The 25455-nt window shown below is 57.1% G+C and carries 15 protein-coding genes and 1 pseudogene; all 16 read left to right on the plus strand.

Features of this window, described 5'->3' with window-relative positions; genetic code table 11:
- Positions 1-120 precede the first annotated feature (120 nt).
- The 16 genes and pseudogenes from C4Q27_RS18795 (at position 121) to C4Q27_RS18880 (ending at position 25447) form a co-directional block, all read left to right on the plus strand.
- Positions 121-1173, plus strand: a complete 1053-nt coding sequence (locus tag C4Q27_RS18795) for a Wzz/FepE/Etk N-terminal domain-containing protein (RefSeq protein WP_064492635.1) — start codon at positions 121-123, stop codon at positions 1171-1173.
- A 181-nt stretch (positions 1174-1354) separates the two neighbouring features.
- Positions 1355-2503 (plus strand): glycosyltransferase, encoded by a 1149-nt coding sequence (locus C4Q27_RS18800; protein ID WP_231114299.1) that lies wholly within the window; start codon positions 1355-1357, stop codon positions 2501-2503.
- Positions 2504-2513: 10 nt separating this feature from the next.
- Positions 2514-3998, plus strand: coding sequence for an oligosaccharide flippase family protein (locus C4Q27_RS18805; protein WP_064492633.1), 1485 nt, complete (start codon positions 2514-2516; stop codon positions 3996-3998).
- 38 nt (positions 3999-4036) lie between these two features.
- A complete protein-coding gene (locus tag C4Q27_RS18810) occupies positions 4037-4894 on the plus strand; it encodes an SDR family oxidoreductase (protein ID WP_064492632.1) in 858 nt (285 codons plus the stop codon).
- Between the two features lie 18 nt (positions 4895-4912).
- Positions 4913-5926, plus strand: a complete 1014-nt coding sequence (locus tag C4Q27_RS18815; RefSeq protein WP_064492631.1) for a polysaccharide biosynthesis protein — start codon at positions 4913-4915, stop codon at positions 5924-5926.
- Between the two features lie 61 nt (positions 5927-5987).
- The gene (locus tag C4Q27_RS18820; RefSeq protein WP_081273261.1) at positions 5988-6779 is read left to right on the plus strand and encodes a glycosyltransferase family 2 protein; all 792 of its coding nucleotides are present in this window, start codon (positions 5988-5990) and stop codon (positions 6777-6779) included.
- Entirely contained in the window at positions 6779-7831 is a 1053-nt protein-coding gene (locus C4Q27_RS18825; RefSeq protein WP_064492630.1) for an EpsG family protein, read from the plus strand. The genes C4Q27_RS18820 and C4Q27_RS18825 overlap by 1 nt, the downstream gene beginning before the upstream one ends.
- A gap of 34 nt (positions 7832-7865) precedes the next feature.
- Positions 7866-8831: an NAD(P)-dependent oxidoreductase gene (locus tag C4Q27_RS18830; protein WP_064492629.1), complete on the plus strand. Its 966-nt coding sequence runs from the start codon at positions 7866-7868 to the stop codon at positions 8829-8831.
- A 49-nt stretch (positions 8832-8880) separates the two neighbouring features.
- Positions 8881-10038 (plus strand): glycosyltransferase family 4 protein, encoded by a 1158-nt coding sequence (locus tag C4Q27_RS18835; protein WP_064492628.1) that lies wholly within the window; start codon positions 8881-8883, stop codon positions 10036-10038.
- Positions 10035-11024, plus strand: coding sequence for an SDR family oxidoreductase (locus tag C4Q27_RS18840; protein WP_064492627.1), 990 nt, complete (start codon positions 10035-10037; stop codon positions 11022-11024). The genes C4Q27_RS18835 and C4Q27_RS18840 overlap by 4 nt, the downstream gene beginning before the upstream one ends.
- A pseudogene (locus C4Q27_RS18845) lies at positions 11021-12033 on the plus strand (glycosyltransferase family 4 protein). The gene C4Q27_RS18840 and the pseudogene C4Q27_RS18845 overlap by 4 nt, the downstream one beginning before the upstream one ends.
- 6 nt (positions 12034-12039) lie before the next feature.
- Entirely contained in the window at positions 12040-14058 is a 2019-nt protein-coding gene (locus tag C4Q27_RS18850; RefSeq protein WP_064492625.1) for a nucleoside-diphosphate sugar epimerase/dehydratase, read from the plus strand.
- 169 nt (positions 14059-14227) lie between these two features.
- Positions 14228-15298: a dTDP-glucose 4,6-dehydratase gene (rfbB, locus tag C4Q27_RS18855; RefSeq protein ID WP_064492624.1), complete on the plus strand. Its 1071-nt coding sequence runs from the start codon at positions 14228-14230 to the stop codon at positions 15296-15298.
- Positions 15295-16200 (plus strand): dTDP-4-dehydrorhamnose reductase, encoded by a 906-nt coding sequence (gene rfbD, locus C4Q27_RS18860; protein WP_064492623.1) that lies wholly within the window; start codon positions 15295-15297, stop codon positions 16198-16200. Before rfbB ends, rfbD begins: the two co-directional genes overlap by 4 nt.
- Positions 16197-17078 carry a glucose-1-phosphate thymidylyltransferase RfbA gene (rfbA, locus tag C4Q27_RS18865; RefSeq protein ID WP_014592009.1) on the plus strand — a complete coding sequence of 294 codons (882 nt, stop codon included), beginning with the start codon at positions 16197-16199 and terminating at the stop codon, positions 17076-17078. Before rfbD ends, rfbA begins: the two co-directional genes overlap by 4 nt.
- Positions 17079-17947: 869 nt before the next feature.
- Complete coding sequence (locus C4Q27_RS18880) at positions 17948-25447, plus strand: type I polyketide synthase (protein WP_104887179.1); 7500 nt, start codon at positions 17948-17950, stop codon at positions 25445-25447.
- Positions 25448-25455: the final 8 nt, after the last annotated feature.

The following is a 25455-nucleotide window of genomic DNA, read 5'->3' on the forward strand; positions in this document are numbered from 1 at the left end:
GAGGCTAATTGCCGCTGCGCTCGATTTTAGTTACCGTAGGAGCGGCCGCTATAGAATTCAGCGCTGCTTGGTATACCAGTAGTCTGTTCAGCTTTTCGGAATCAAGGAAAAATAAAAGAAATGCGCAATGACCTCGAGCGCTTCAAGCAAGAGCGTGAATTTGATATTTTCGATTTGACTGAGGGGGTATGGCGGCAGCGTTGGTTGGTGCTGGTGGTTACTGCAGTGGTGGTCGCGGTCTTCGCTATTTACGCGATTGCAGTGACGCCCGTTTATCAAGCCAAGCTGAATGTTCAGCCTCCGTTAGATAGCGATATCAATCAGCTGAATGTCGGGCGGTCGGATGGCAAAGGGCTTCTTGTGCCAATAACGGCAAAGTTTGTGAATGACGTTTATTTGCGAAACTTGCAGTCAAATGTTTTACGACAGATGTTTTACAAGCGTGTCTATTTGGCGAGTCTTGTTGAAAATGTTGACGGTGAATCGCAAGCAGGGCTTTATGCAAAGTTTAATGCTCAGTTTTTGGTTGGTATCAATCAGTCAGAGCGATATGCCACAGTAACAGTGTTGGCGGAGGATCCTAAACAAGCCGCTGATTGGGCTGTGCGCTATGCGGAGATGGCGGGTGAGCAATCAAAAAAAGAGTTGATGGAAAGGGTGGCGTCTGACTTTAAAGTAGAAGCTGATAACATTCAGCAATCTATAGATTCTGCGCGGGCGAAAGCCAAACTTGAGCGGGATGACCGCATTGCCCAATTGACAGAAGCCTTGAAAATATCAAGGTCGATCGGTTTGGAAAAACCGCCAATTATTGAAAATAATCTTTCGTCTGAAGTTTCTGCAGGTATGAACGGGTCGCTAATGTACATGCGAGGGAGCAAGGCCCTGGAGTCGGAAATTCAGAATCTCCAGACACGCTCATCTGATGATCCATTCGTCAATAACCTCCGCGAGCGTGAAGAGCAGGTGGCCGTCTATCGATCTTTGAAGGTTAGTCCTGATCAATTCTCGGTGTATCGTCAGGATGGTGTCGTCGAGATACCAGAGAGGCCGATTAAACCAAGGAAGGCATTGCTGGTGGCTGTCGGAATATTTGCGGGCTTGTTTCTAGGGATCTTTATTGCTCTTGTTCGTGAGGCTTGGCGTTTCCGTCAAGCGCGTTTGCGCACGTAGCCAGTAGCCGATTGGCCGGTGCAGTAAGTTATCGTATTCCGTAAAGTCAAGAGTCATGGAATGACTCACCAGACTGAAGCAATGATCAAATTTTTTAAGGGTTCGATTGAAAATGAGTGAGCGATATCTAGTCTCAGTGGTAGTGCCAACCCATAACCGCTCAAAGTATGCGATCCCTTGCGTGAAAAGCCTGCTGGAAATTAAAAGCGACCGGCTGCAGATCGTTGTGCACGACACCAGCAATGATGACTGTGCTCTCGCGGCATGGGCGGTCGCTCAGACAGATTCGCGTTTGGTGTACGTACATTGGAAAAATCGTCTGTCCATGACCGAGAATCATGAGCGTGCGATTGAGCTGGCAGAAGGCGAATACGTATGCCTGATCGGTGACGACGACACAGTCTCCGCGAGAATCATCGAAGCAGCCGAGTTCGCGAAATCTGAGGCGATCGAAATGCTGACGCCACAGGTAAAAGCGTTTTACTACTGGCCTGACTTTCGTACCAGGTTCTATGGCGCCGCGCATGCCGGGCGCATTTACTTGGACGATTTTTCCGGTAGATGCACGCAGTATGACGTGAAAGCACGTTTGAATATTGCACTGCATGAGGCTTGTCAGGGAACTGATGCGTTACCCAAGCTTTATCACGGATTGGTCAAGCGCTGCCTTCTGGATGAGCTTCGGCAGCGTAGCGGCAAGATCTTCTATGGAACTAGCCCGGACATGTCAGCATCCATCTCGCTATCTCTGATAGGTAAAACATACTCGCTCATAGACTTTCCCTTTACCATGCCGGGCGGTGGTGGAGGCAGCAATAGCGGGCGCAGTGCTATGGGGAAGCACAAGGGAGATCTTAAAAGCGATCCACACATGAAGCCGTTCACCGATCTACGTTGGCCGCCTGAGTTGCCGATGTTTTTCAGTGTGGAGACTGTCTGGGCCCACGCTGCTTGGGCCACCCTTGATGGCTTAGGTGATAAAACTCGTCAAGCCCAGTTCAATCTGGCTCGGCTTTATGCTTTATGCCTTTTCCATCATCGGGATTATGCAAAGGAGGTGCTCTCGGCGCGGCGTGCTGCTAAGCAAGGCGGATGCACCCAAGTCGGTACTGCCCGGATCGTTTCGGAACTGTTCTCTGTCGCCTGCAAGTATGCGCTTGCCAGGTTTAAACGCGTTTTGAAGCCCAAGGCTAGTAATGGTCGAGAAGTAGTAGCTGTGGTTGAAGACGTGTATCTTGCCCGGCAGGCCTTGGATCAGCGACTGCCTTTGAGCTTGTCAGGCTCAGCACAAAGCGGGTCATCGTCAGTAAGCGCTCAGGGTAGTGAGTGATTGTGCAGCCATGAAGATACCTAACCTATCATCGCTATTGCTTGCCAGTTTTTCTGGAAAATTGATCTATGCGTTGGCGAGCTTGGCTTCCCTGCCTGTGGCAGCACATGTATTGGGGGCCGAAGCGGTGGGGTTGGTCGGTTTCTTCACCACGCTTCTGATGGTACTGATGGTGCTCGAGGGAGGGCTTACCAGTAGTGTAATACAGCGCTTGGCGAGTATCAGAGGCTCACGATTAATCGGGCGCTCACATCGTCCCATTTTCGCGCTCATCAATACCTATTTGCTGGTGTTCACCTTAATGGGATTGGTGGCGGCGTTAGTGATTGTGATGGCTTCACCTATGCTTGTGTCAAGTTGGCTGAAGCTCACCGTGATTGCTGAGCAGCAAGCACTATATTGTTTGTATTGTATGGCTATATTTATTGGATTGAATCTCCCGGTGATGTTGTTGCAGGGGATATTTGTCGGCCATGAGCTACAGCAGTCGTTAAATAAGATTTATATTCCGTACTCTATAATGCGGACGCTGGGCGTGCTTCTGGTTGTTAGCGAGGTTTCGCGTCTTAATAGTGTTGTTGGCTATTTTCTTGTTCAGGTAGTGGTGCAATTTGTTTATGTCGTTTCCTTGCTCTTGGTGTTGAAAAAGCACGGAGTTCTCGGGCGAGCCAGGGTTCACTTTAAATATCTGAAGCACGGAATTGCTTTTAGTCGAGGGGTTTTTCTCATCTCACTGACCTCGCTGATAACGGTGCAATACGATAAGGTATTCATGAGTGGTAAGCTTGGCTTGGAAGAGTATGCCTATTACAGTCTGGCGAGCACGGTCGCTGGATTTCCCTACATATTCTCGACAGCTTTTAATGCTGTTTTGTTTCCGAGGTTTTCAAGTAACTTGCGGCTTGGCCAGTTTGACGTAATAGAAAAAATATTTCGTGCTGCACTGGTTTTGTTCTCCCTTGTCATGACAATTATGTGTAGTGCGGTATTTTGGTTTGCTCAGCCCGTTCTACTTATGCTGTTTGAGCCGTTCCTTGCAAACGGAATGGCGATCGTGTTGCCGTGGTTATTGGTTGGTACAGCATTACAATCTCTCTTAATTATTCCCTTTGCGCTGCAGTTGGCGGCAAGTTGGACTTCACTGTCTTTTCGCTTGAATTTGGTGGCAGTGCCCGTCATGCTGTTGGCGCTACCCACTCTGGTTGCTCACTTTGGAGCGGTCGGCGGAGGGTACACTTGGGTGCTTTACAATTTGTTTTCGCTTGCGTGTACTGCATATTTCACATGCCGTCGCTTTCCTTGGTTAAAGAGCGCATATAGGACCTGTCTGATAGCGGTGCTTTTCACTACCGCACTGGCGAACGGAATTTTTTTCCTATGTTCAATTTGGTTAAGCAGCGGTTTGGCTGTCTTGGTCGTGACGTGTCTTTCTTCGGCAGCGTTGTGCGCAGTAGGCTTGGTAGTTTTTCGACGGCATCTTGCTGGACTCAGATGACGTGACCGTATACGCTTTCCTGATTAGGGAGAATGACAATGAAAATCATGGTGCTCGGTGCGTCCGGGATGTTAGGTAGCGCGGTATTCAGGCATCTGGCGTCTGATCCACGCTACGACGTGTGTGGTACCGTCCGTAGTGCGGGAGTGTTACGATTTTTCTCACCGGCTGAGCAGGTGCGCATTCAGGTGGGTATCGATGTGCTTAACCAGGATGAGATTTTAGCACTGTTTAATCAGCACCGTCCTGACGTAATAATCAATTGCACCGGTTTAATAAAGCAACTGGCATCTGCAAACGATCCGCTTGCTGTACTGCCGATCAATTCTTTGCTACCCCATCGGTTGCAAAAAATAGCCAGTTTGATTGGCGCTCGTCTAGTTCATATTAGTACGGATTGCGTGTACGCCGGAACTCGAGGGATGTACATTGAGTCAGACCCGTCTGATGCAGAGGACCTTTATGGTAAGTCGAAGTATATTGGGGAGGTCACTGATGCGACCAATGCCATTACACTTAGGACTTCCATTATTGGTCATGAGCTGAGCAGCAGCAAATCACTCATTGACTGGTTCTTGTCGCAAACAGGTCCTGTGAAGGGTTATCAGCGAGCGATTTTTTCAGGTTTGCCCACCGTTGAATTAGGTCGGATCATCGGCAATCTCGTCTTGCCTAATGCTGAGTTAAGCGGCCTTTATCACGTGTCAGCTGATGCCATTGATAAGTATTCGCTGTTAAGTAAAGTCGCGAGGATTTATGGTAAGACTATCACTATTACAGCCGATGATGAGGTAGTCATTGACCGGTCTCTCGATTCGACACGTTTCCGAGAAGCTGTCGGATATGTGCCTCCCTGTTGGGATGATTTGATATCTAGTATGCGCGACTTTAAATAGAGTTATCAGGGTAAATATATGTTTAAAAATAAAGTATTGATGATTACCGGTGGCACTGGATCGTTCGGTAATACAGTGCTAAAGCGCTTTCTGGATACTGATGTTAAAGAAATAAGAATATTTAGTCGCGATGAAAAAAAACAAGAAGACATGCGTATCGCCTTGGGTAATGACAAGGTAAAGTTTTATATTGGCGACGTTCGGGATTACGGCAGCCTTATACAGGCCATGGTGGGCGTGGATTATATATTTCACGCAGCAGCACTAAAGCAAGTTCCATCTTGTGAGTTTTTTCCAATGGAGGCCGTGAAAACCAATGTCATGGGGACTGAAAATGTTCTCAATGCGGCGGTTGAGTGTAAAGTCAAGCGCGTCGTTGTTTTGAGTACGGATAAAGCGGTTTATCCCATAAATGCGATGGGTATTTCCAAGGCTCTTGCTGAAAAGTTGGTAATCGCGAAATCTCGGATGATTCCCGATACTTCACCCACTGTTATATGTGCCACTCGTTACGGCAATGTCATGGCGTCCCGCGGGTCAGTGATTCCGCTATTTGTGAATCAGCTTAAGAGCGGGCAGGCGTTGACGGTCACAGACCCCAATATGACCCGTTTTCTGATGTCATTGGAGGACTCGGTCGATCTGGTTTTGCACGCGTTTGAACACTCCCAGCAAGGTGATATTTTTGTTCAGAAAGCACCCGCTTCGACAGTGGGAGATTTGGCGGAAGCGCTCAAGCAGCTCTTTGTATCAAGCAGTGAAGTCAAGGTGATTGGTACACGGCACGGCGAAAAGCTCTACGAATCATTGATATCTCGCGAAGAGATGGCTAAAGCTGAGGACATGGGGCGGTACTATCGGATCCCTGCTGACAATCGCGATCTGAACTATGAGAAGTATGCTTCTGATGGCGAGCAGGAGGTCTCTCAGCTTGATGACTACACCTCTCATAATACAACGCTGCTGTCCATCGAAGAAATCAAGGAGACTTTGTTGAGGTTGGAGTATATTCAGCAAGAGTTGAAGGTTTGACTGCGATGTCTCTGTGGTTGCAGTGCATTATCTTTAATGGTGCTGGAAAAGGTGGTTCGCAGTGACAAAGGCTTCTGTCAGTGTAATTGTTCCTTGCTATCGGAGCAAAGCATCAATTTCGCGTGCGGTCGAATCGGTGTTTACGCAAACCCTAAGACCGATCGAAGTAATTTTGGTTGATGACTGTAGTCCAGATGATACGCTTGAACAACTGTATGCCGAGCAGCAAAAATACCCGGCAGGTTGGATAAAAGTGATTAAACTGCCGCAGAATGGTGGGCCAGGGAACGCACGCAATGCAGGCTGGGCACAGGCGAGCGGCAAGTATGTGGCCTTCTTAGACTCCGATGACTGTTGGCATGCTCGAAAAGTCGAACTTCAGTACAACTGGCTTGAACAGCACCCCGAAGTAACTTTATTAGGACAAAAATTTGCTTCGGGGATGCAGCGAGAGCCGGCTATAGAGGATGTGAGTTGTACTCAGGTAACAAAGCGACAGCTGCTGTTTTCTAATCGATTTACTACATCGTCGGTAATGCTGCAGCATGGCGTGAAAAGTCGATTTAAACAAGGGAAGCGCTACTGTGAGGATTATCAGCTCTGGTCTGATATCCTTTTTAAGGGTGGTGTGTGTTGCAATATGGATTTTCCGTTGGTCAAGACCTTTAAACCTGTTTATGGGGATTCTGGTTTGAGCGGGCAGTTATGGTCTATGGAGTTGGGTGAATTAGGTGTTCATGGCGCACTGTTGCGGGAAAAGAAAATTGGAATCCTGCCATTTTTGTTGGCCGTGTCGTGGTCGATGCTGAAGTTTGCCCGGCGTGTCGTAAACTCATATGTGCGAAGACGTTAATGATTTATATCTTCGGCTGGGCAATGATGCTGTTGGCGCTAGTTGCTTCTGAAATTACCAAGAACAGGAGCCGCATTCCTGTGGCTTTGGTGATTTTGTTTGTTGCGATAGTGGCTGTATTGCGCGGTGCTGTGGGTACGGATACTAACACCTATGAGTGGTTGTTGGGTTTGTCTACCTTGGATCCTTTGGCGGGAGGGGTTGAGCCTGCCTTTACTTTCCTGGGTTGGATTTTCATGGGCGTTACAGGCTCTTCTGTTGGCGCAGTGAGATTATTTGGTCTTTTGCTATTTATTGTTCTTTTTTATTATTTGTTACGTTCCAATGGTAATGAGCGATTTTTTTTGTTGTCCTGTTTCTTGCCTTCCTTTATTTATCAATACAGCATGAACACATTGCGGTTAGGTTTGGCTAGTGTGTTTTTGCTTTTAGCATTCCAATGTGCTCGACGGATTCGTTACTCAAGACGCGTAGGTTTTTCGTTGATCGCTTTGGGGTTTCATTACTCCTCGATTTTTAACGTCGCCTATCTGATGATGTTGCGCGTCCCGTGGGCGCGCTGGAGCAGTGCGATCGCCGTCCTTGGTTTTGCAGTGTGCGTGGCGTTACTGCTGATCCTTAAAAGTGATTATTTCCTGATGAAGCTCAGTGCTTACAGTGCAGTTTCATCGCCTGGAAAGTTTTCTGGCATGAGTAAGGTGGTGGTCATTGCAGTCATGCTCATGGCGGTTGCGGCTTCGCGCATGCCGCGCAGCGACAAAATGAAATTAGTGATTCTTACTACTGTTTTGACAATTGCATTTTTTGCGTTAGCAAGCATTAGTTATGCTGGGTTGCGATTTCTCGATTTGTTGTCGTTCTCGCTGCCGTTAGCTGTTCTGGTGGCGTATAACGATAATGAGCGCTCCTTGGACTGGGCGATAAAAATAGGGCTATCGGCAGTTGGGATCTTGTCAATGGTGGCTAGTTATAGGAACTATCTCCAGGAAATGGGGCAGGGTCCTAGCCCTTTTTTGCCTTATCATTTACTGGATGCACTCGGCGGCCTGTAAGTTGGTGTCGCAAGGTTGCGATAGGAGCGGGAACTTGAAAATCCTAGTATTGGGCGCAAATGGCTTCATTGGGGGACGTTTGATGACGGTCCTCGCCGAGCAAGCGCACTCGATTCGAATGTTGACCCGTAAGCCCGGGAAAGCATCCAGTGAAAAACTGGAAGTGCTAGTGGGTGATCTCACGAGTGATACGCTGGACGTTGAACGTCTTGTAGATGGCTGTGATGTGATCATCAATTGTGCGGGTGAAATCAAGAATGAGCAATTAATGCCCGCTTTGCATGTCAGCGCGGTGAAGCGCCTACTCGATGCCCTTGGCCGCAGGGGCCGGGGAGCGCCTCACGTTCGCTGGGTGCAATTGAGCAGTGTTGGCGCGTATGGACCAGCGGCGGGCAAAAGACGAGTGGTCACCGAGCAGTCCGCACCTAATCCTCAAGGAATGTACGAGATTACCAAGACCGATGCGGACAAGCTGATCATGTCTCATGCTGCATTGCAGGGAGAGTCGGGTGACTGGGTAATACTTCGACCATCCAATGTGTTTGCTTGTGACATGCCCAATGGGTCCATTCGTCAGTTGGCCAGGATCATTGGTAAAAAGATGTTCTTTTACGTAGGGCGCGAAGAAGCGATTGCGACTTACATTCATGCGAATGACGTTGCAGCAGCCCTTGCCTGTTGTTCGAGTGAGCCACGTGCGGCGAGGCAGATCTACAACTTGTCCAATGATTGCGGGCTGAGGGATGTGGTCGAGGCACTTGCAGATTGTCAAGGTGTTAAACCGCCGCAATTGTGGTTGCCGGAACGGCTAGTCAGACTGGCTGTTTGGCTTGCTGGGAACATGATGCGTTTGCCGTTAACACAAAATCGCGTAGACGCTCTGGTAAATAAAACTTCTTATCCTGCAGAGAAAATACGCAACGATTTGAACTTTACGCCTAAGTACAGCGTCCCCTTGCATATATGTGAAGTGATAAAAAATAATGGAAGTATGAATTGAAGGCTATTGGGTAATTTTATCTGTGACTGGCGCATTGGAATCTAACAGTATGTCAATTAAAGGTTTACGGGTGGCACGGATTTCTACGGTCCCGTTTTTTGTGGTTACGCAGCTTAGCGCTCAATTGCGAGCGCTAAATGAAGCGGGAGCAGAGGTCGACGTGATCGCCAGTAACGACGACATGAGTGGAGTGCTTCAGTCAAGGAAGGATTTGAATTTCATACCTGTCGAGATAGCCCGCGAAATCAGCCCGCTGAAGGATTTGCGCAGCCTGATTAAGCTTATCATCTTGTTCAGGAAGCAGGGCTATGACATCGTTCATTCCACGACGCCTAAAGCAGGACTGCTGGCGGCTATTGCTGGTCGGATCGCAGGCGTCAAGATACGTTTGCACACCTTCACAGGCCAGCCTTGGGTAACCATGAATGGGTTTAAAAAGCATCTGCTAAAATTTTGCGACGCGCTCATCGCTAGATTAAATACCCACAACTTCGCCGACAGTGTCAGTCAGCGAGAGTTTCTCGTTCAAGAAGGTGTGATTCCACAAGAGAAAGTGTCAGTGATTGGCTTCGGTTCACTGGCGGGTGTTGATATGGAGCGATTTGACTGTCAGCGTTTTGCACCGGAGGTGATTGCGCAGACCAGAAACGAACTCGAAATTCCTCAGGATGCCAAAGTTCTTCTCTTTGTTGGGAGGGTCACTCCTGAAAAGGGTATAGGTGAACTCATGGAGGCTTTCACCACGCTGAGGGCACTGCATGCTGACCTTTTTCTCGTGCTGGTCGGGCCTTATGAGGCTGAAGGGCGAGAGGTTGTCGAGTCTCATTTTGCAGCGGGGACCGCTTATGTAAAGGTGCTGGGCCTACAGGAAGCGCCTGAAAAATTTATGGCAGCGGCCGATTTGCTCTGTTTGCCAAGCTACCGGGAAGGGTTCGGTACGGTAGTGATCGAAGCGGCAGCGATGGGCCTTCCAACAGTTGGAACGGATATCTATGGCCTCAATGATGCTGTCGTCAATGGCGAAACCGGGCTATTGGTGCCTGTCCGTAACCCCGGGGCTTTATCCGATGCGATTGATGCTCTACTGTCGCACCCCCAGCGGCTGATTAGCATGTCCACAAAGGCAAGAGAGCGCGCGAGAAGGGACTTCGATTCCAGGCACTGCTCAGCGCTTTTAATCCAACAGTATGAAGGATTTTACAAGTGAGTCATTCAGCAGAGCTGTCAGCCGGTGAGCGCATTCTGGTGACGGGATCCACCGGTTTTGTGGGGCGCGCGCTGTTGAACGGGCTTATAGAGGCGGGGCGTTTTGATGTAGTCGCACAGTACCGTGAGAGGCCTGAAGCGATCAGCACTCTGGTAGACGCGGTATGTGTGCCTTCTATCAACGGCGAGACTGATTGGAAGGCTGCGCTGGAAAAGATTGATGTAGTCGTACATTGCGCGGCGCGTGTTCACGTAATGACTGAAACTACGAACGATCCCTTGGCTGCTTTTCGTCGCGTGAATGTTGATGGAACGCTTGCACTCGCCCGCCAGGCCGCGAGTGCTGGTGTCCGTCGATTCATCTACTTGAGCTCCATCAAGGTTAATGGTGAGGAAACGAGCGAAGCTCCTTTCAATGCGCAGGACAACTGTTCACCTACTGATCCCTACGGTATATCCAAGTGGGAGGCTGAGCAGGGTTTGCTGGCCTTGGCAGCCGAGAGCGCAATGGATGTCGTGATTGTTCGACCGCCACTGATCTACGGTCCAGGGGTCAAGGCGAATTTCCTTAAGATGGTCAAATGGATGGATCGAGGTATACCGTTGCCTTTGGCGTCAGTGCACAACAGCAGAAGCCTGGTGGGCTTGAGTAACCTTATTTCCTTCCTGATTCATTGCATTGAACACCCAAATGCTGGAAACCAGATATTTCTGGTGTCAGATGGCCAGGATCTGTCGACGCCAGCTCTGTTATCGAAAGTAGCAGGCGCGCTAGGTAAATCGTCCCGTTTGATACCTTTCCCGGTGTCACTTTTGATGGGGCTGGCAGCGTTGGTTGGGAAAAAGGCAGAATTTCGCCGACTGTGTGGCTCGCTGACGATAGACATTGAAAAAAACAGACGGTTGCTCGGTTGGCAGCCGCAGTCTTCGGTATCCGATGAATTGAAGCGAACTGTCAAAGCCTATCGTGAGCAGGAATCCAAATGAGCCTTTGGTTGCTATTACCCATTACCGCAGTTCTTTCATATTTTTTGACCGCCGCCCTTCGTCGCTATGCGCTCTCGGCGAGCATGATAGATGTGCCGAATGCACGCAGTTCCCACACCGTGCCCACGCCTCGTGGTGGTGGCGTTGCTATTGTGTTGTCGTTCCTTATAGGGTTGGTAGTACTCGGAATCGTGGGAGTTTTGCCTGGCGCTCTGGCAGTAGGGCTTTTCGGGGCAGGTCTGATCGCAGCACTGATAGGGTTTCTTGATGACCATGGTCATGTGCCTGCACGCTGGCGATTGCTCGGGCATTTTTCTGCCGCGGCCTGGGGCTTGTTCTGGATGGCTGGTGCTCCCCCCTCGAGCTCTTTGGAACGGTTTTAGATCTGGGATGGGTGGGAAATGTTCTTGCGACCGTGTATCTGGTCTGGTTACTCAATTTGAACAATTTCATGGATGGAATTGATGGCTTGGCCAGTGGCCAGGCCGTGACGGCATGCATCGGTGGCGCATTGCTCTGTTGGCTGGGCGGACAGGCATCGCAACTGTGGCTTTGCGGCTTGTTGCTGGCCGCAGTGGCAGGTTTCTGGATCTGGAACTTCCCTCCAGCAAAGATTTTCATGGGCGATGCCGGCAGTGGTTTCCTCGGGATCATGATGGGGCTACTGGCCCTGCAGGCTGCTTGGATTTCGCCTGCTTTTTTCTGGAGTTGGCTAATACTGCTAGGAGTATTCGTTGTTGATGCAACCTGGACCCTGATTCGAAGGCTCCTGCGTGGGGAGAAGGTCCACGAGGCACATCGCAGCCACGGCTATCAGTATGCGGCCAGGCACTACAAAAGCCACAGAGTAGTCACTCTCACTGTGTTGTTGATCAATGTACTCTGGCTGACACCACTCGCGTTGCTGGTGGGATCGGGGCTCCTTAACGGAGCTGGCGGTCTACTGATCGCCTATGCGCCGCTATGTGTACTGGCGGCAAAGTTTAACGCCGGACGGCGGGAGGCCTGACTATCTATGAGACCAGGAGGCGATAACAAGATGCGCAGTTGGCTTCTACAGCTTACGCGGCGCCAGAAACGGATGCTGCAATTGTCTACTGATGTGCTGCTGATATGGGTGGCGCTCTGGCTCGCTTTTGTGGTCCGTCTAGGCATTGAAGAGATGGCTAACCCCATAATCGACCATGCGTGGCTGTTCCTCACTGCTCCGTTGGTGTCCATTCCGTTGTTCATTCGCTTCGGTTTGTACCGTGCGGTGATGAGATATTTCGGTAACGACGCCTTGATCGCCATCATCAAGGCCGTGACACTCTCGGCGCTCATTCTCGGCTTCATCATCTACTGGGCTAGCAACCACCAGAATGTTGTGCCACGGTCCATCACCTTCAATTACTGGTGGTTGAGCCTGATCATGATCGGCGGTCTTCGCCTGGCCATGCGGCAGTATTTCTTGGGTGACTGGTTTGCCGCTGCAGTGCAGCATGTTCCTTTTGCCAATAATGGCCGTGGCGACGGCCTGCCGCGGGTCGCCATCTATGGCGCCGGTGGTGCTGGCAATCAGCTTGCTGCCGCCCTGCGCTCTGACAAGGCCCTGCGCCCGGTTGCCTTCATCGACGATGATCCTAGCATCACCGACAGGGTCATTGCCGGCTTGCAGGTGTACCGTCCTGACCAGTTACAAGACATGATCGATGCCACCGGTGCGCAGGAAATCCTACTAGCCATACCGTCCTCTACCCGCACTCGCCGTCGCGAAATCCTCAACTTCCTTGAAGGCTACCCGCTGCACGTGCGCAGTATTCCCAGCTTCCTGGACCTGGCCAGCGGTAAAGTAAAGGTGGACGACATCCAGGAAGTAGATATTGCCGACCTGCTGGGTCGCGACGCCGTTCCCGCACAGGCTGACCTGCTGGAGCGCTGCATTGTCGATCAGATCGTACTGGTAACCGGTGCCGGCGGCTCCATCGGCTCGGAACTGTGCCGGCAGATACTGGGCCAGGGGCCGAAAACCCTGCTGTTGTTCGACCATAGCGAATTCAACCTCTACAGCATCCTCTCCGAGCTGGAGCAGCGTGTTGCCCGTGAATCCCTTACGGTCAGCCTAGTACCCATCCTGGGCTCGGTGCGCAACCAGTCCCAGCTTCTGGACATCATGCGCACCTGGCACGTCGACACTGTCTATCACGCAGCCGCCTATAAGCACGTGCCGATGGTGGAGCACAACATCACCGAAGGCCTGATGAATAATGTCATCGGCACACTGCACACTGCCCAGGCCGCGTTGCAGGCCGGGGTTGCCAACTTCGTGCTGATTTCCACCGACAAGGCCGTGCGCCCGACCAATGTGATGGGCAGCACCAAGCGCTTGGCCGAGATGACCCTGCAGGCGCTGAGCCGTGAAGTGGCGCCGGTGCTGTTTGGCGACAGCAGCAACGTTTCGCAGGTGAACAAGACCCGCTTCACCATGGTGCGCTTCGGTAACGTGCTGGGCTCATCGGGGTCGGTGATTCCGCTGTTCCACAAGCAGATCAAGGCGGGCGGCCCGCTTACCGTCACCCACCCCAAGATCACCCGCTACTTCATGACCATTCCCGAGGCCGCGCAGCTGGTAATTCAGGCTGGTTCCATGGGCAAGGGTGGCGATGTGTTCGTGCTGGACATGGGCGAGCCGGTGAAAATTGTGGAACTGGCCGAGAAGATGATTCACCTGTCTGGCTTCAGTGTGCGCTCCGAGCGTAACCCGATGGGTGATATTGCCATCGAGTTCACCGGGTTGCGCCCGGGGGAAAAGCTGTATGAAGAGTTGCTGATCGGCGATAACGTCATTGCGACCCGTCACCCGATGATCATGAGTGCCAACGAAGACTTCCTGCCCTGGGATACGCTCAAGGAGTTCCTGCGGCAGCTGATGGCGGCAGCGGCGGTTGATGACTTTGTGCGGGTACGGCAGTTACTGCGCGAAACCGTGAGCGGCTATTCGCCGGAAGGCGAGATTGTCGACTGGATTTACCAGCAGCGGCGCCTGGAGCCTTGACCTTGCTTTGCAGGTAAACCTGCTTCCACAGGGCCGCAGCGCGGCCCCTGTATCTCCGCCATTCCAGCCTGAATGTCACGTTGCCATCGTCTTCGCTCTCGAATCAACCGCCGACAGGCTAGAATCCTGAAAGTGGAAGCGCAGACCCTGACAACGGAAGCAGACAAACATGACCATTCTGGTAACCGGCGGTGCAGGCTTTATCGGGGCGAACTTCGTTTTGGACTGGCTGGCCGGCGATGACGAACCCGTGGTCAACCTGGACAAACTCACCTATGCAGGCAACCTGCAGACCCTGAGCAGCCTGCAGGGCGACAAGCGCCATATCTTCGTGCACGGTGACATTGCCGATAGCCGGCTGGTCGCGGAATTACTGAATGCCCATCAGCCCCGCGCCATCATCAACTTTGCCGCCGAGTCTCACGTCGACCGCTCGATCCATGGCCCGCAAGCCTTCATCGAAACCAACGTCGTCGGCACGTTCCAGTTGCTGGAAGCCGCGCGTGCATACTGGGGCAGCCTTGATGAGCCGGCGCGGCAGGCATTCCGCTTCCTGCATGTGTCTACCGACGAAGTGTATGGCTCTCTGACTGCCGATGAACCGGCTTTCACTGAAACCCACCAGTACCAGCCTAACAGCCCGTACTCGGCCAGCAAGGCTGCCAGCGACCACTTGGTGCGTTCGTACTACCACACCTACGGCCTGCCGGTGCTGACCACCAATTGCTCGAACAATTACGGCCCTTATCACTTCCCGGAAAAGCTCATCCCGCTGATGATCGTCAACGCCCTGGCCGGCAAGCCACTGCCGGTGTATGGCGACGGTCAGCAGATTCGCGACTGGTTGTACGTAAAGGACCACTGCAGCGCCATCCGCCGCGTACTGGAGGCCGGCAAAGCCGGTGAGGTGTACAACGTCGGCGGCTGGAATGAAAAGCCCAACCTGGACATCGTCAACCGCGTATGCGCGCTGCTGGACGAACTGCGCCCACGCGCCGACGGCAAGCCCTACGCCGAACAGATCACCTACGTAAGCGACCGTCCAGGTCACGACCGCCGTTACGCCATCGATGCCCGCAAGCTGGAGCAGGAGCTTGGCTGGAAGCCTGCGGAAACGTTCGAAACCGGCATCCGCAAAACCGTGGCCTGGTACCTCGACAACCAGGACTGGGTGCAGAACGTGCAGTCTGGCAGTTACCGCGACTGGGTAGAAAAAAACTACGCAGGGCGTTCTGCATGAAGGTGCTGCTGCTGGGCAAGGACGGTCAGGTAGGATGGGAGCTGCAACGCAGCCTGGCCCCACTGGGGCAGTTGCTGGCGCTGAACGCCCGCAGCCAGGCGTACTGTGGCGACCTGGCCAACTTGCCGGGCCTGGCCGAAACTGTCCGTGTCTACGCCCCCGATGTCATCGTCAATGCGGCGGCCTACACTGCCGTGGACAAGGCCGAGAGTGACCGTGAGCAAGCCTTCAAGGTAAACGCCGACGCCGTCGGCGTGCTGGCCCGCGCTGCCGCCGAATGTGACGCGCTACTGGTACATTACTCCACCGACTACGTGTTCCCGGGGCAGGGCACCCAGCCGTGGCGCGAAGACGATGCTGTTGACCCATTGAATACCTATGGCGCCAGCAAGCTGGCCGGCGAGCAAGCGATCCAGGCTGCCGGTTGCCAGCACCTGATTTTCCGCACCTGTTGGGTGTATGCCGCACGCGGCAACAATTTCGCCAAAACCATGCTGCGCCTGGCTGCGGAGCGTGACAGCCTGGGCGTGATCGATGACCAGCACGGTGCCCCGACGGGGGCCGAACTGATCGCCGACATCACCGCCCACGCCATTGTCGCCACGCGCCGCAACCCATCCCTGGCTGGCCTGTACCACTTGGCCGCTGAGGGTGAAACCACCTGGTGCGGCTATGCCCGTTACGTACTGGAGCAAGCGGCGGTCCATGGCGTGCCGCTGAAAGCTCATGCCGATAACGTCACCCCCTTGACCACAGAGGCTTACCCGACGGCGGCCATGCGGCCGGCCAACTCGCGTCTCGATACCCATAAACTGCAGAAGGCCTTTGCCCTGACCCTGCCAGATTGGCGCCTGGGTGTGGCTCGCATGCTGACGGAAATCCACGAGAAAGGACCACTATGAAGCGTAAAGGCATCATTCTGGCGGGTGGGTCGGGTACCCGCCTGCACCCCGCGACCCTGGCAATTTCCAAGCAACTGTTGCCGGTGTACGACAAGCCGATGATCTATTACCCGCTGACCACACTGATGCTGGCGGGCATTCATGACATCCTGATCATCTCCACCCCGCAAGACACCCCGCGCTTCGAGCAGTTGCTGGGCAACGGCCACCGCTGGGGCATCAACATCACCTACGCCGTGCAGCCATCTCCGGACGGCCTGGCCCAGGCGTTCCTGATTGGCGAAGACTTCCTCGGCAACGCCCCCACCGCGCTGGTGCTGGGTGACAACATCTATTACGGCCACGACTTCCAGCAGTTGCTGCGCAACGCGATGGACCGCCAGGGCAGCGCCAGTGTGTTCGCCTATCACGTGCAAGACCCCGAGCGTTATGGCGTGGTCGAATTCGACGGGCAGGGTAATGCCATCAGCCTGGAAGAGAAACCGGCCAAACCCAAGTCCAACTATGCCGTGACCGGGTTGTACTTCTACGACAACGACGTGATCGAGATTGCCAAAAGCATTCGGCCATCCGCGCGTGGTGAGCTGGAGATTACCGACGTGAACCGCGCGTACCTGGAGCAGCACCGCTTGTCGGTAGAGATCATGGGGCGCGGGTATGCCTGGCTGGATACCGGGACGCATGACTCGTTGCTCGAGGCAAGTGGGTATATCGCGACGATCGAGCGGCGGCAAGGGCTGAAGGTGGCCTGCCCCGAAGAGGTGGCATTCCGGCAGGGGTGGATCGATGCCCAACAGTTGGAAACGCTGGCAGCACCGCTGGCCAAGACCGGTTATGGCCAGTATCTGCTGCGTTTGATTCAAGGCACGGTTTATTGAGGTAACAACCTCGGTGGGGCGGGGCCGCCATTCCACGGGCGGTTCAAGCCCCGAAGGGGCTGGGCCTGCTGGCCAATTTCCATCCGCCGTTCACCGTTGCCGCCGCTACCGTATTCGCGGGTAAACCCGCTCCTACGCAGATTGGTGGTGGACACACCTCGGGGGTTGGGCACGGGCCGTCGTGTAGGAGCGGGTTTACCCGCGAAAGGGCCGGCCCTGCTGGCCAATCCCCACCCGCCATTCACCGTCGCAGCCACCACCGTATTCGCGGGTAAACCCGCTCCTACGCAGATTGGTGATGGACACACCTCGGGGGTTGGACACAGGCCGTCGTGTAGGAGCGGGTTTACCCGCGAAAGGGCCGGGCCTGCTGGCCAATTTCCACCCGCCGTTCACCGTTGCCGCCGCCACCGTATTCGCGGGTAAACCCGCTCCTACGCAGATTGGTGGTGGACACACCTCGGGGTTGGACACAGGCTGGTGGTGGACACAGGTCGGCGGGTGGTCACGGGCCGCCGTAGGAGCGGGTTTACCCGCGAAAGGGCCGCCCCTGCTGGCCAATTCCCATCAGCCATTCACCGTCGCCGCCACCACCGAATTCGCGGGTAAACGCGCTCTAACGCCGTGAACCATCCCTCACCCCAGGGTTTTCCCACCCCCACAACCCGCGTATCATCTGCACACACAAATCTGAACATTCCCACGCCAGTTCCAGACCATGAGTCTTGCGCCCCCTGCGTGCATGGCAGTTTCAGGTACCCAGACAATCATCAGTGACATATAACGAATGGCCAGTTTCGTGGCCAGGCCAGGCATGCCGGCTGTCCGACGGATGGGACGGTGCCCGATGAGATTTGAAGGAATAGGTTTTGATCAAGCGTAGAAAGGTTGCAATCGTTGGTTGTGCGTACCGTTTTCCTGGCTCTTCCAATGCAGGCTTCTGGCAAAACCTGATGGAGGGCCGCGACCTGGTGACCCAGGTTGACCCGTCGCGTTGGAACAAACGCGAGTTCCTGCACCCGGACAAGGCCAGCCCTGCATCCAGCTACACCTTCGCCTCAGGCACCCTGGGTGATATCAGCGCTTTCGACGCTGGCTTCTTCAGCATCTCGCCGCGTGAAGCCGCGATGATGGACCCGCAGCAGCGCATGCTGCTGGAAATGTGCTGGGAAACCTTCGAAAACGCCGGGGTCAAGCCATCCAGCCTGCGTGGCAGCAACTGCGGCGTGTACCTGGGCATCGCCGGTGTCGAGCAGTCCTACCGCCTGCTCGAGGACCTGTCGGCCATCGATGGCGCCACGGCGACCGGCAACACCATGAGCATCGCGGCCAACCGCCTGTCGTTTTTCTACGACCTGCGTGGCCCGAGCATGGCCATCGATACCGCCTGCTCGTCGTCGCTGGTGGCCTTCCACCAGGCGTGCCAGGCCATCCTCAGCGGTGATGTCGACCAAGCCGTAACGGGCGGTATCAGCCTGCACATGCACCCGTTCGGCTTCATGATCTTCGCCAAGGCGACCATGCTGTCGCGTACCGGGCGCTGCCAGTCGTTCGACGAAAACGGCGACGGTTACGCCCGCTCCGAAGGCGGCGGGTTGTTCCTGCTCAAGGACTACGACCAGGCAGTGGCCGATGGAAATACCATTTTGGCGGTGGTGGCGGCCAGTGCAGTGAACACCGACGGGCGCAAGTCCAGCCTGACCCTGCCCAATGCCGAGGCCCAGGCGGCGTTGCTCAAGCGCGCTTACGCCCAGGCCGGCATCGCCCCCGAGCAATTGGACTACCTGGAGGCCCACGGCACCGGTACCGCCGTGGGAGACCCAATCGAAACCCGCGCCATCGGCGAGGCACTGGGCCAGGCGCGCGGCGCCGGCAACCCGCTGCCAATCGGCTCGGTGAAGAGCAACCTCGGGCACCTTGAAGCCGCCTCTGGCGTGGCTGGCCTGATGAAGGCACTGAACTGCCTGGCCGAGCGCACCGTGCCCGCTACCATTGGCGTGCAGGCGCTCAACCCGAACATCGCGTTCGCCGACCTCAACCTGCAGGTGGTCACCGAGCCCCTTCCGCTCAAGGCCGATGGCCAGTTGACCGTGGGGGTGAACTCGTTCGGCTTTGGCGGCGCCAACGCCCATGTCATCCTGCAAAGCCCCGAGCCACAGGCGCCGGCAGCGCAAGCGGGCAGCGCCCGGCGCGTGCCGTTACTGCTCAGTGCCAAGAGCGAGCAAGGCCTGCGCGCAACCGCTGAACGCTTTGCCGCCTACCTGGCCGGGCAGCCCCAGGCCGACTATTACGATGTGGCCTACCAGGCGATGTTCCGCCGCGATGCACACAGCCACCGCCTGCTGCTGGTCTGCGACAACGCGGCCGAAGCCGCCCAGGCGCTGGACGACTATGCCCAGGACCCGACCCTCAGCGAACTGAGTGCAGTGCTGGAGGCCGGCCAGGCTCTGGACGGCGCCTCGGCACCGGTGTTTGTCTATTCCGGCAACGGCTCGCAATGGCAGGGCATGGGCCGGGCGATGCTCGACCAGCCGCTGTTCGCCGCCGCCGTGGATGAAGTGGACGCGTTGTTCCAGCCCTTGGCGGGCTACTCGCTGCGCGCCGAGCTGCTGGGTGACAACGGCGAAGGCCGTTATGCACGTACCGAAATCGCCCAGCCTGCGCTGTTTGCCCTGCAAGTGGCGGTTACCAAAGTGCTGGCTGCCGAAGGCATCCACCCGGTGGCGGTGATCGGCCACAGTGTGGGTGAAGTGGCGGCGGCCTGGGCCAGCGGCGCGTTGAGCCTGGAGGACGCCACCCAGGTCATCTACCACCGCAGCCGCCTGCAGGGCCTGACCCGTGGTACCGGGAAGATGACGGCGGTCGGCCTCTCGGGTGAGGCCACGGCGCACCTGATTGCCGAACTGAAACTGGATGGCCGCCTGGTGGTGGCGGGCGAGAACAGCGCCCGCGGCGCCACTGTGGCTGGTGAGGTCGACGCCCTGGCACTGCTGGAAGCGGCCCTGGAAGAGCGCCAGGTATTCGCCCGTCGCCTGGACCTGGACTACGCCTTCCACTCGCCGGCCATGGACCCGATCAAGCAAGCGGTTATCGACGACCTCGCGCATATCCGCCCGCAGGCTACGAAGATCCCGTTCTACTCCACTGTCGTCGGTGGCCAGTTGAACGGCGAACGCCTGGACAGCCAGTACTGGTGGCAGAACATTCGCTTCCCGGTGCTGTTCCAGGGCGCGCTGGCTGCCTTGGTGCGCAATGGCCTTAACCTGTTCGTCGAAGTGGGCCCGCATGCGATCCTGCGCAGCTACGTCAACGATGTGCTGGTTGAGTGCGAACAACCGGGGCAGGTGATTGGTACCCTCAAGCGCAACGACCACAGCCCGCTGCTGCTGGAACGTACCGTAGCCCGCCTGCAGATTGCCGCCGTCGAGCCACAGTGGCAGGCACGCTTCCCGGTGACCGGGCGCCCGCTGCGCCTGCCTAACTATGCCTGGCAGCACGACCATTTCAGCTTGCCGGTCACTGCCGAGGCCTATGGCCCGCTGAGCCACGAGCGCGTGCACCCGTTGCTGGGTTACCCGGTAACAGACCAGGCGCTGACCTGGGAAAACCGCCTGGATACCCAGCAGTACCCGACCCTGGCCGACCACAAGGTGGGTGAGTCGGTACTGTTCCCGGGTGCAGGCTTTACCGAGCTGGCCCTGGCCGTGGCGCAACTGCACCAGCCGGGCGAGTTCGTCGATGTCGAAGAGCTGGAAATCCACAACCCTCTGCTGCTGAGCAGCGAGGTCATCAAGAAAGTGCGCGTGCAGGTCGAAGAGGCCGACGGCACGTTGCGCATCAGCTCGCGCACGTTGATGCAACGCGAAGACTGGGTACAGCACGTGGTCGCACGCTTGCCGGGCGAAGCGCGCGGTGTGCTGCTGGACTCCCGGGCACCGGCGTTGCCAGCCCGCCCGGCAGACTTCACTGGCGAGCAGCACCTGGCAATGACCAGCGCGGTTGGCCTGAACTACGGCCCCGCTTACCAGACCGTGGCTGCAGCCTGGGTGGAAGGGGAGCGCGTGTTGGCTCAGTTGGTCGTGCCTGCTGCCATCGAACACGAACTGGCCAGCCTGCACCTGCACCCGGCTTTGCTGGATGGTGCCTTCCAGCTGATTACCGAGCTGCTGGCCAGCCGCCAGGGGCATGACGATGGCCTGGCGTTCATCCCCGTCAAGCTTGGGCGCATTGCCTTTACCAATGCCGGCGGTGTGCCGGTGCTGGCCGAGGTGCGCCAGCGCAAGCGCACCGCGCATTCGCTGCTGGTCGACTTCACCCTGTTCGATGCCAGCGGCGCTGCCGTACTGGCGATCAAGGATGCGCGCATGCGTGCCGTGCGCCTGCAGTACGACCGCAGTGGCGACATCAAGCGTATGGGCCATGTGGGGCAGGCCGCGCCAGGCGCGGTTGTGCCTGTGCAGCGTAACGCCGTGGCCTGCTCGCCGCTGGTCGAGGCCTTGCAGTGCCTGGCCGACGAGCCGGCACAGGTGCGTTACCTGAATGAAGTGGAGCCACTGCTGGATGTGCTGTGCAACAGCTTTGTCCTCGATGCGGTGGAACAGGCCGGCGGCCGCATCAGTGCCGAGCAGGTCGCGCAGTGGTCGCAGGGCCAGGGCGACTTCCTGGCGATGCTGTTGCGCCATGCCGAGCACGACGGCAGCCTGCAGCGTAGCGCGGACGGCAGCTGGCAACTGGTCGACCAGGGCGAGCGCCCGACCTCGCAGGCTATCTGGCAAGAGCTGTTCAAGAGCTACCCCGAGTACTTCCAGATTATCCATTCCGTAGGCCGTATCGGCCGGCATCTGTCGGCGTTGCTGGATGGCAGCCAGGCCTTCGACACCCTGCAACCGCGCGAAACCAGCGGTGCCAGCCTGGCGCGCCTGGTGCTGGGTGCAGCAGGGCAGCAGCACCTGCTCAGCGGCATTGGCCAGACCTTGGCCGCGCGCCTGGCGCAACTGCCGCCCGGCCAGCGCCTGCGTGTGCTGGAATTCGGCTTCGGTGGCGCTTCGTTTGCCGAGCTGTTGTACGCCGGCCTGGATTTCGATCGCCTCGATTATGCCTACTGCGTCGCCGAGCCTGAGCTTGAGCAGCGTCTGCGTGACGATTGCCCGGCGCTGGAGGTGCTTGGCCTGGAGCAACTGGCCGACGCCGGTACGTTCGACTGGGTGCTGGTGCCTACCGACTTTGGCCCCCTTGGTACCGTGGGTGACGCCCTGCGCCTGGCCAGTGGCCGGCTCAACCCGCACGGCCAGTTGGCGCTGCTTGGGCAGTACCCGGCGCGCTGGGCCGATTTCGTCTTCGGTGCCCAGCCAGACTGGTGGCTGGCCGGCCCGCAGCAGGCGTTGTCGCGCCAGCAAGGCCCGGCGTTCTGGAGCCATGAGCTGCAGCGACATGGCCTGACCACGCTGCGCACGCTGGAGGCGTTGCCGGGTAACGCCTGTGGTAGCTATCTGTTGCTGGCGGACAAGCCCGCCGGTGCCGACACTGCTGCACCCGTGGCCGTGCAGCGCTGGGCCGTACTCGCCGAAGCCGGGCAGGGCGCTGCCCTGCGCCTGGCAGAGCAACTGCGCGCCCAGGGCCAGCAGGTTGACCTGTTGCAGCCGGGTGACGCCCAGGCGCTGGCAGCTCAGCTTGGCGCCTTTGCCCAGCCCCCTGAGCATGTGCTGCACCTGGCCGGTTTTGACAGCGGCACAGGCCTCGATGGCCAAGCCGAGCGCTGCATGCAAGCGGCCGCGCTGGTGCAGGCCTGTGAGTCGCTGACGATCGCCCCGCAGTGCTGGCTGTTCAGCCGTGGCGCTGCCGAGCACCTGCACAGCGCCGACACCGCCGCTGACGTTGCGGCCATCGGCGACGCGGCGTTGTGGGGCTTTGGCCGTACCCTGGCCAACGAATCCCCGAACTGTCGTATTCGCCTGCTCGATCTGGCCCACGCGGCAGCGGTCGAGCTGGCGGTACCTGCGTTGCTGCACGCCGACAGCGAAACCGAGCTGGCCCTGGACGCCGAAGGCCGTCGCTACGTGCCGCGCCTGCGCGTGCTGGCCGACCAGCCGCGCCGCGCAGTGGGCGATGCGCAGTGGGTGTGCCTGGGCTTCGACCTGCCGGGCCAGCTGCGCAACCTGCGCTGGGAAGTGCGTGAGCCGCGTCAACCGGCGGCGGATGAGCTGGACATTCAGGTGCGCGCGACGGGCCTTAACTTCCGTGACGTGATGTTCGCCCTCGGCCTGCTGTCGGATGAAGCCATCGAAAACGGCTTCTCCGGCCCTACCCTGGGCTTCGAATTTGCCGGTGTGGTGCAGGGCAAAGGCGCCGAGGCAGTGGGCAACTTCGCCCCGGGTGACCGTGTGGTGGGCTTTGGCCCCTGCAGCTTCGCCAACCGCCTGGTCACCAACGCCAACGCCGTTGCACGCATCCCCGAAGGGATGTCGTTCGAGGCGGCGGCGACCATTCCGAGTACCTTCTTCACCGTGTACTACGCGCTGCATCACCTGGCGCGCCTGGAGCCGGGCGAGAAAGTGCTGATCCACGGCGCTGCCGGTGGCGTGGGCATCGCTGCCATCCAGATCGCCAAATGGCTGGGCGCAGAAATTCACGCCACCGCAGGCAGCGACGAGAAGCGCGACTTCCTGCGCCTGCTGGGCGTCAGCCACATCTACGACTCCCGTTCGCTGGCGTATGCCGACCAGGTGCTGGCAGCCACCGGTGGGCGTGGCGTGGACGTGGTGCTCAATTCGCTGGCCGGTGAGGCCATCAACCGCAACCTGCAGGTGCTGAAGCCGTTTGGTCGCTTCCTGGAGCTGGGCAAGCGCGACTTCTACCAGAACACCCGTATCGGCTTGCGCCCGTTCCGCAACAACATCAGCTATTTCGGTATCGACGCTGACCAGCTGATGAGCGAGCGCCCTGCGCTCACCCGCCGCCTGTTCGCCGAAATGATGGAGCTGTTCGAGCAGGGCATCCTGCATCCGTTGCCGTTCCGCGAGTTCGACGCCAACCAGGTGGTCGAAGCCTACCGTTACATGCAGCAGGCGCGGCAGATTGGCAAGGTCGTGGTGACTTACGCCAACCCCATCCAGCAAACCGTCGACACCCGTGTGCAGCCGGTGCGGGCATTGCAGCTTGCCGCCGATGCCAGCTACCTGGTCACCGGCGGCCTGGGTGGCTTTGGCCTGCGTACTGCGCAGTGGCTGATCGACAAAGGTGCCCGTCACCTGGTGTTGCTGGGCCGTCGTGGCCCGGCCAGTGAAGAGGCCCAACCGCAGCTGGCGTTGTGGCACGCCCAAGGTATCGATGTGCAGGCCGTGGCGTGCGACATCACCGACCGTGAGCAACTGCGCGGGGTGTTTGATCGCATTGGCGCCAGCCCATGGCCACTGCGTGGCCTGGTGCATGCCGCGACGGTGATTGACGACAGCCTGATCCGCAACCTTAACGGCGACCAGTTGCGTCGCGTGCTGGAGCCCAAGGCCAAGGGCGCGCAGTACCTGCATGAGCTGACCCAGGGCCTGGCGCTGGACTTCTTCGTGATGTTCTCCTCGGCCACCACCTTGTTCGGCAACCCCGGCCAGGCCAACTACGTGGCGGCCAACCACTGGCTTGAAGCCCTTGCGCGGCACCGTCGTGCTCAGGGCCAGGCAGCCACCGCCGTGCTGTGGGGCGCCATCGACGATGTCGGTTTCCTGGCGCGCAACAGCCAGATCAAGGACGCCCTGCAGAGCCGCATGGGGGGCTCGGCGCTGCGGGCCGAGGCCGCCTTGGCACAGCTTGAGGCCATGCTGTTGCAGGGAGATAACGGCCACGGCGTGCTGGAGCTGGACTTCAAGGCCCTGGCGCGCTTCCTGCCGAGCGCCACTACGCCGCGCTTCAGCGAACTGGCCCGTGCCTATGGCGGCGATCATGAGGATGAAGGTGGCGGTGAAGACATCCAGCGCATGCTGGAGGAGCTTGACGATGGCGAACTGCTCGAACGCTTCGTAGACATGCTCAAGCACGAGGTGTGCGAGATTTTGCGCCTGCCGCCAGCACGCCTGGATGCCCAGCGCCCGCTGCAGGAAATGGGGCTCGATTCGTTGATGAGCGTCGAGTTGGTAGTGGCGCTGGAAGAGCGTTTCGGTATTCGCCTGCCGGTGATGGAGCTGAGTGACAGCTCCAGCATCGACAAGCTTGCCGCACGCTTGCTGGAGCTGCTGCGTGGTGAAGCGGGCAGCGGCGAAGAGCAACTGGCGCAGAATGTGCTTGCCCGCCATGGCAGCGAGCACAGTGCCGAAGAGTTGGCGCAGTTGAACGCAGCCTTGGCCGACAGCAACGCGGCACCCAACCGATTGATTGATTAAGAGTGCCA

Source organism: Pseudomonas sp. SWI36, assembly GCF_002948105.1.
Classification (GTDB): Bacteria; Pseudomonadota; Gammaproteobacteria; order Pseudomonadales; family Pseudomonadaceae; genus Aquipseudomonas; species Aquipseudomonas alloputida.

What these genes read in the sequence shown, in the direction of transcription:
- C4Q27_RS18805 (WP_064492633.1), top strand. Translation starts at nt 2,514, where the DNA reads ATGAAGATACCTAACCTATCATCGCTATTGCTTGCCAGTTTTTCTGGA.
- C4Q27_RS18825 (WP_064492630.1), top strand. Translation starts at nt 6,779, where the DNA reads ATGATTTATATCTTCGGCTGGGCAATGATGCTGTTGGCGCTAGTTGCT.
- C4Q27_RS18795 (WP_064492635.1), top strand. Translation starts at nt 121, where the DNA reads ATGCGCAATGACCTCGAGCGCTTCAAGCAAGAGCGTGAATTTGATATT.
- C4Q27_RS18850 (WP_064492625.1), top strand. Translation starts at nt 12,040, where the DNA reads ATGAGACCAGGAGGCGATAACAAGATGCGCAGTTGGCTTCTACAGCTT.
- rfbD (WP_064492623.1), top strand. Translation starts at nt 15,295, where the DNA reads ATGAAGGTGCTGCTGCTGGGCAAGGACGGTCAGGTAGGATGGGAGCTG.
- C4Q27_RS18810 (WP_064492632.1), top strand. Translation starts at nt 4,037, where the DNA reads ATGAAAATCATGGTGCTCGGTGCGTCCGGGATGTTAGGTAGCGCGGTA.
- C4Q27_RS18835 (WP_064492628.1), top strand. Translation starts at nt 8,881, where the DNA reads ATGTCAATTAAAGGTTTACGGGTGGCACGGATTTCTACGGTCCCGTTT.
- rfbB (WP_064492624.1), top strand. Translation starts at nt 14,228, where the DNA reads ATGACCATTCTGGTAACCGGCGGTGCAGGCTTTATCGGGGCGAACTTC.
- C4Q27_RS18815 (WP_064492631.1), top strand. Translation starts at nt 4,913, where the DNA reads ATGTTTAAAAATAAAGTATTGATGATTACCGGTGGCACTGGATCGTTC.
- rfbA (WP_014592009.1), top strand. Translation starts at nt 16,197, where the DNA reads ATGAAGCGTAAAGGCATCATTCTGGCGGGTGGGTCGGGTACCCGCCTG.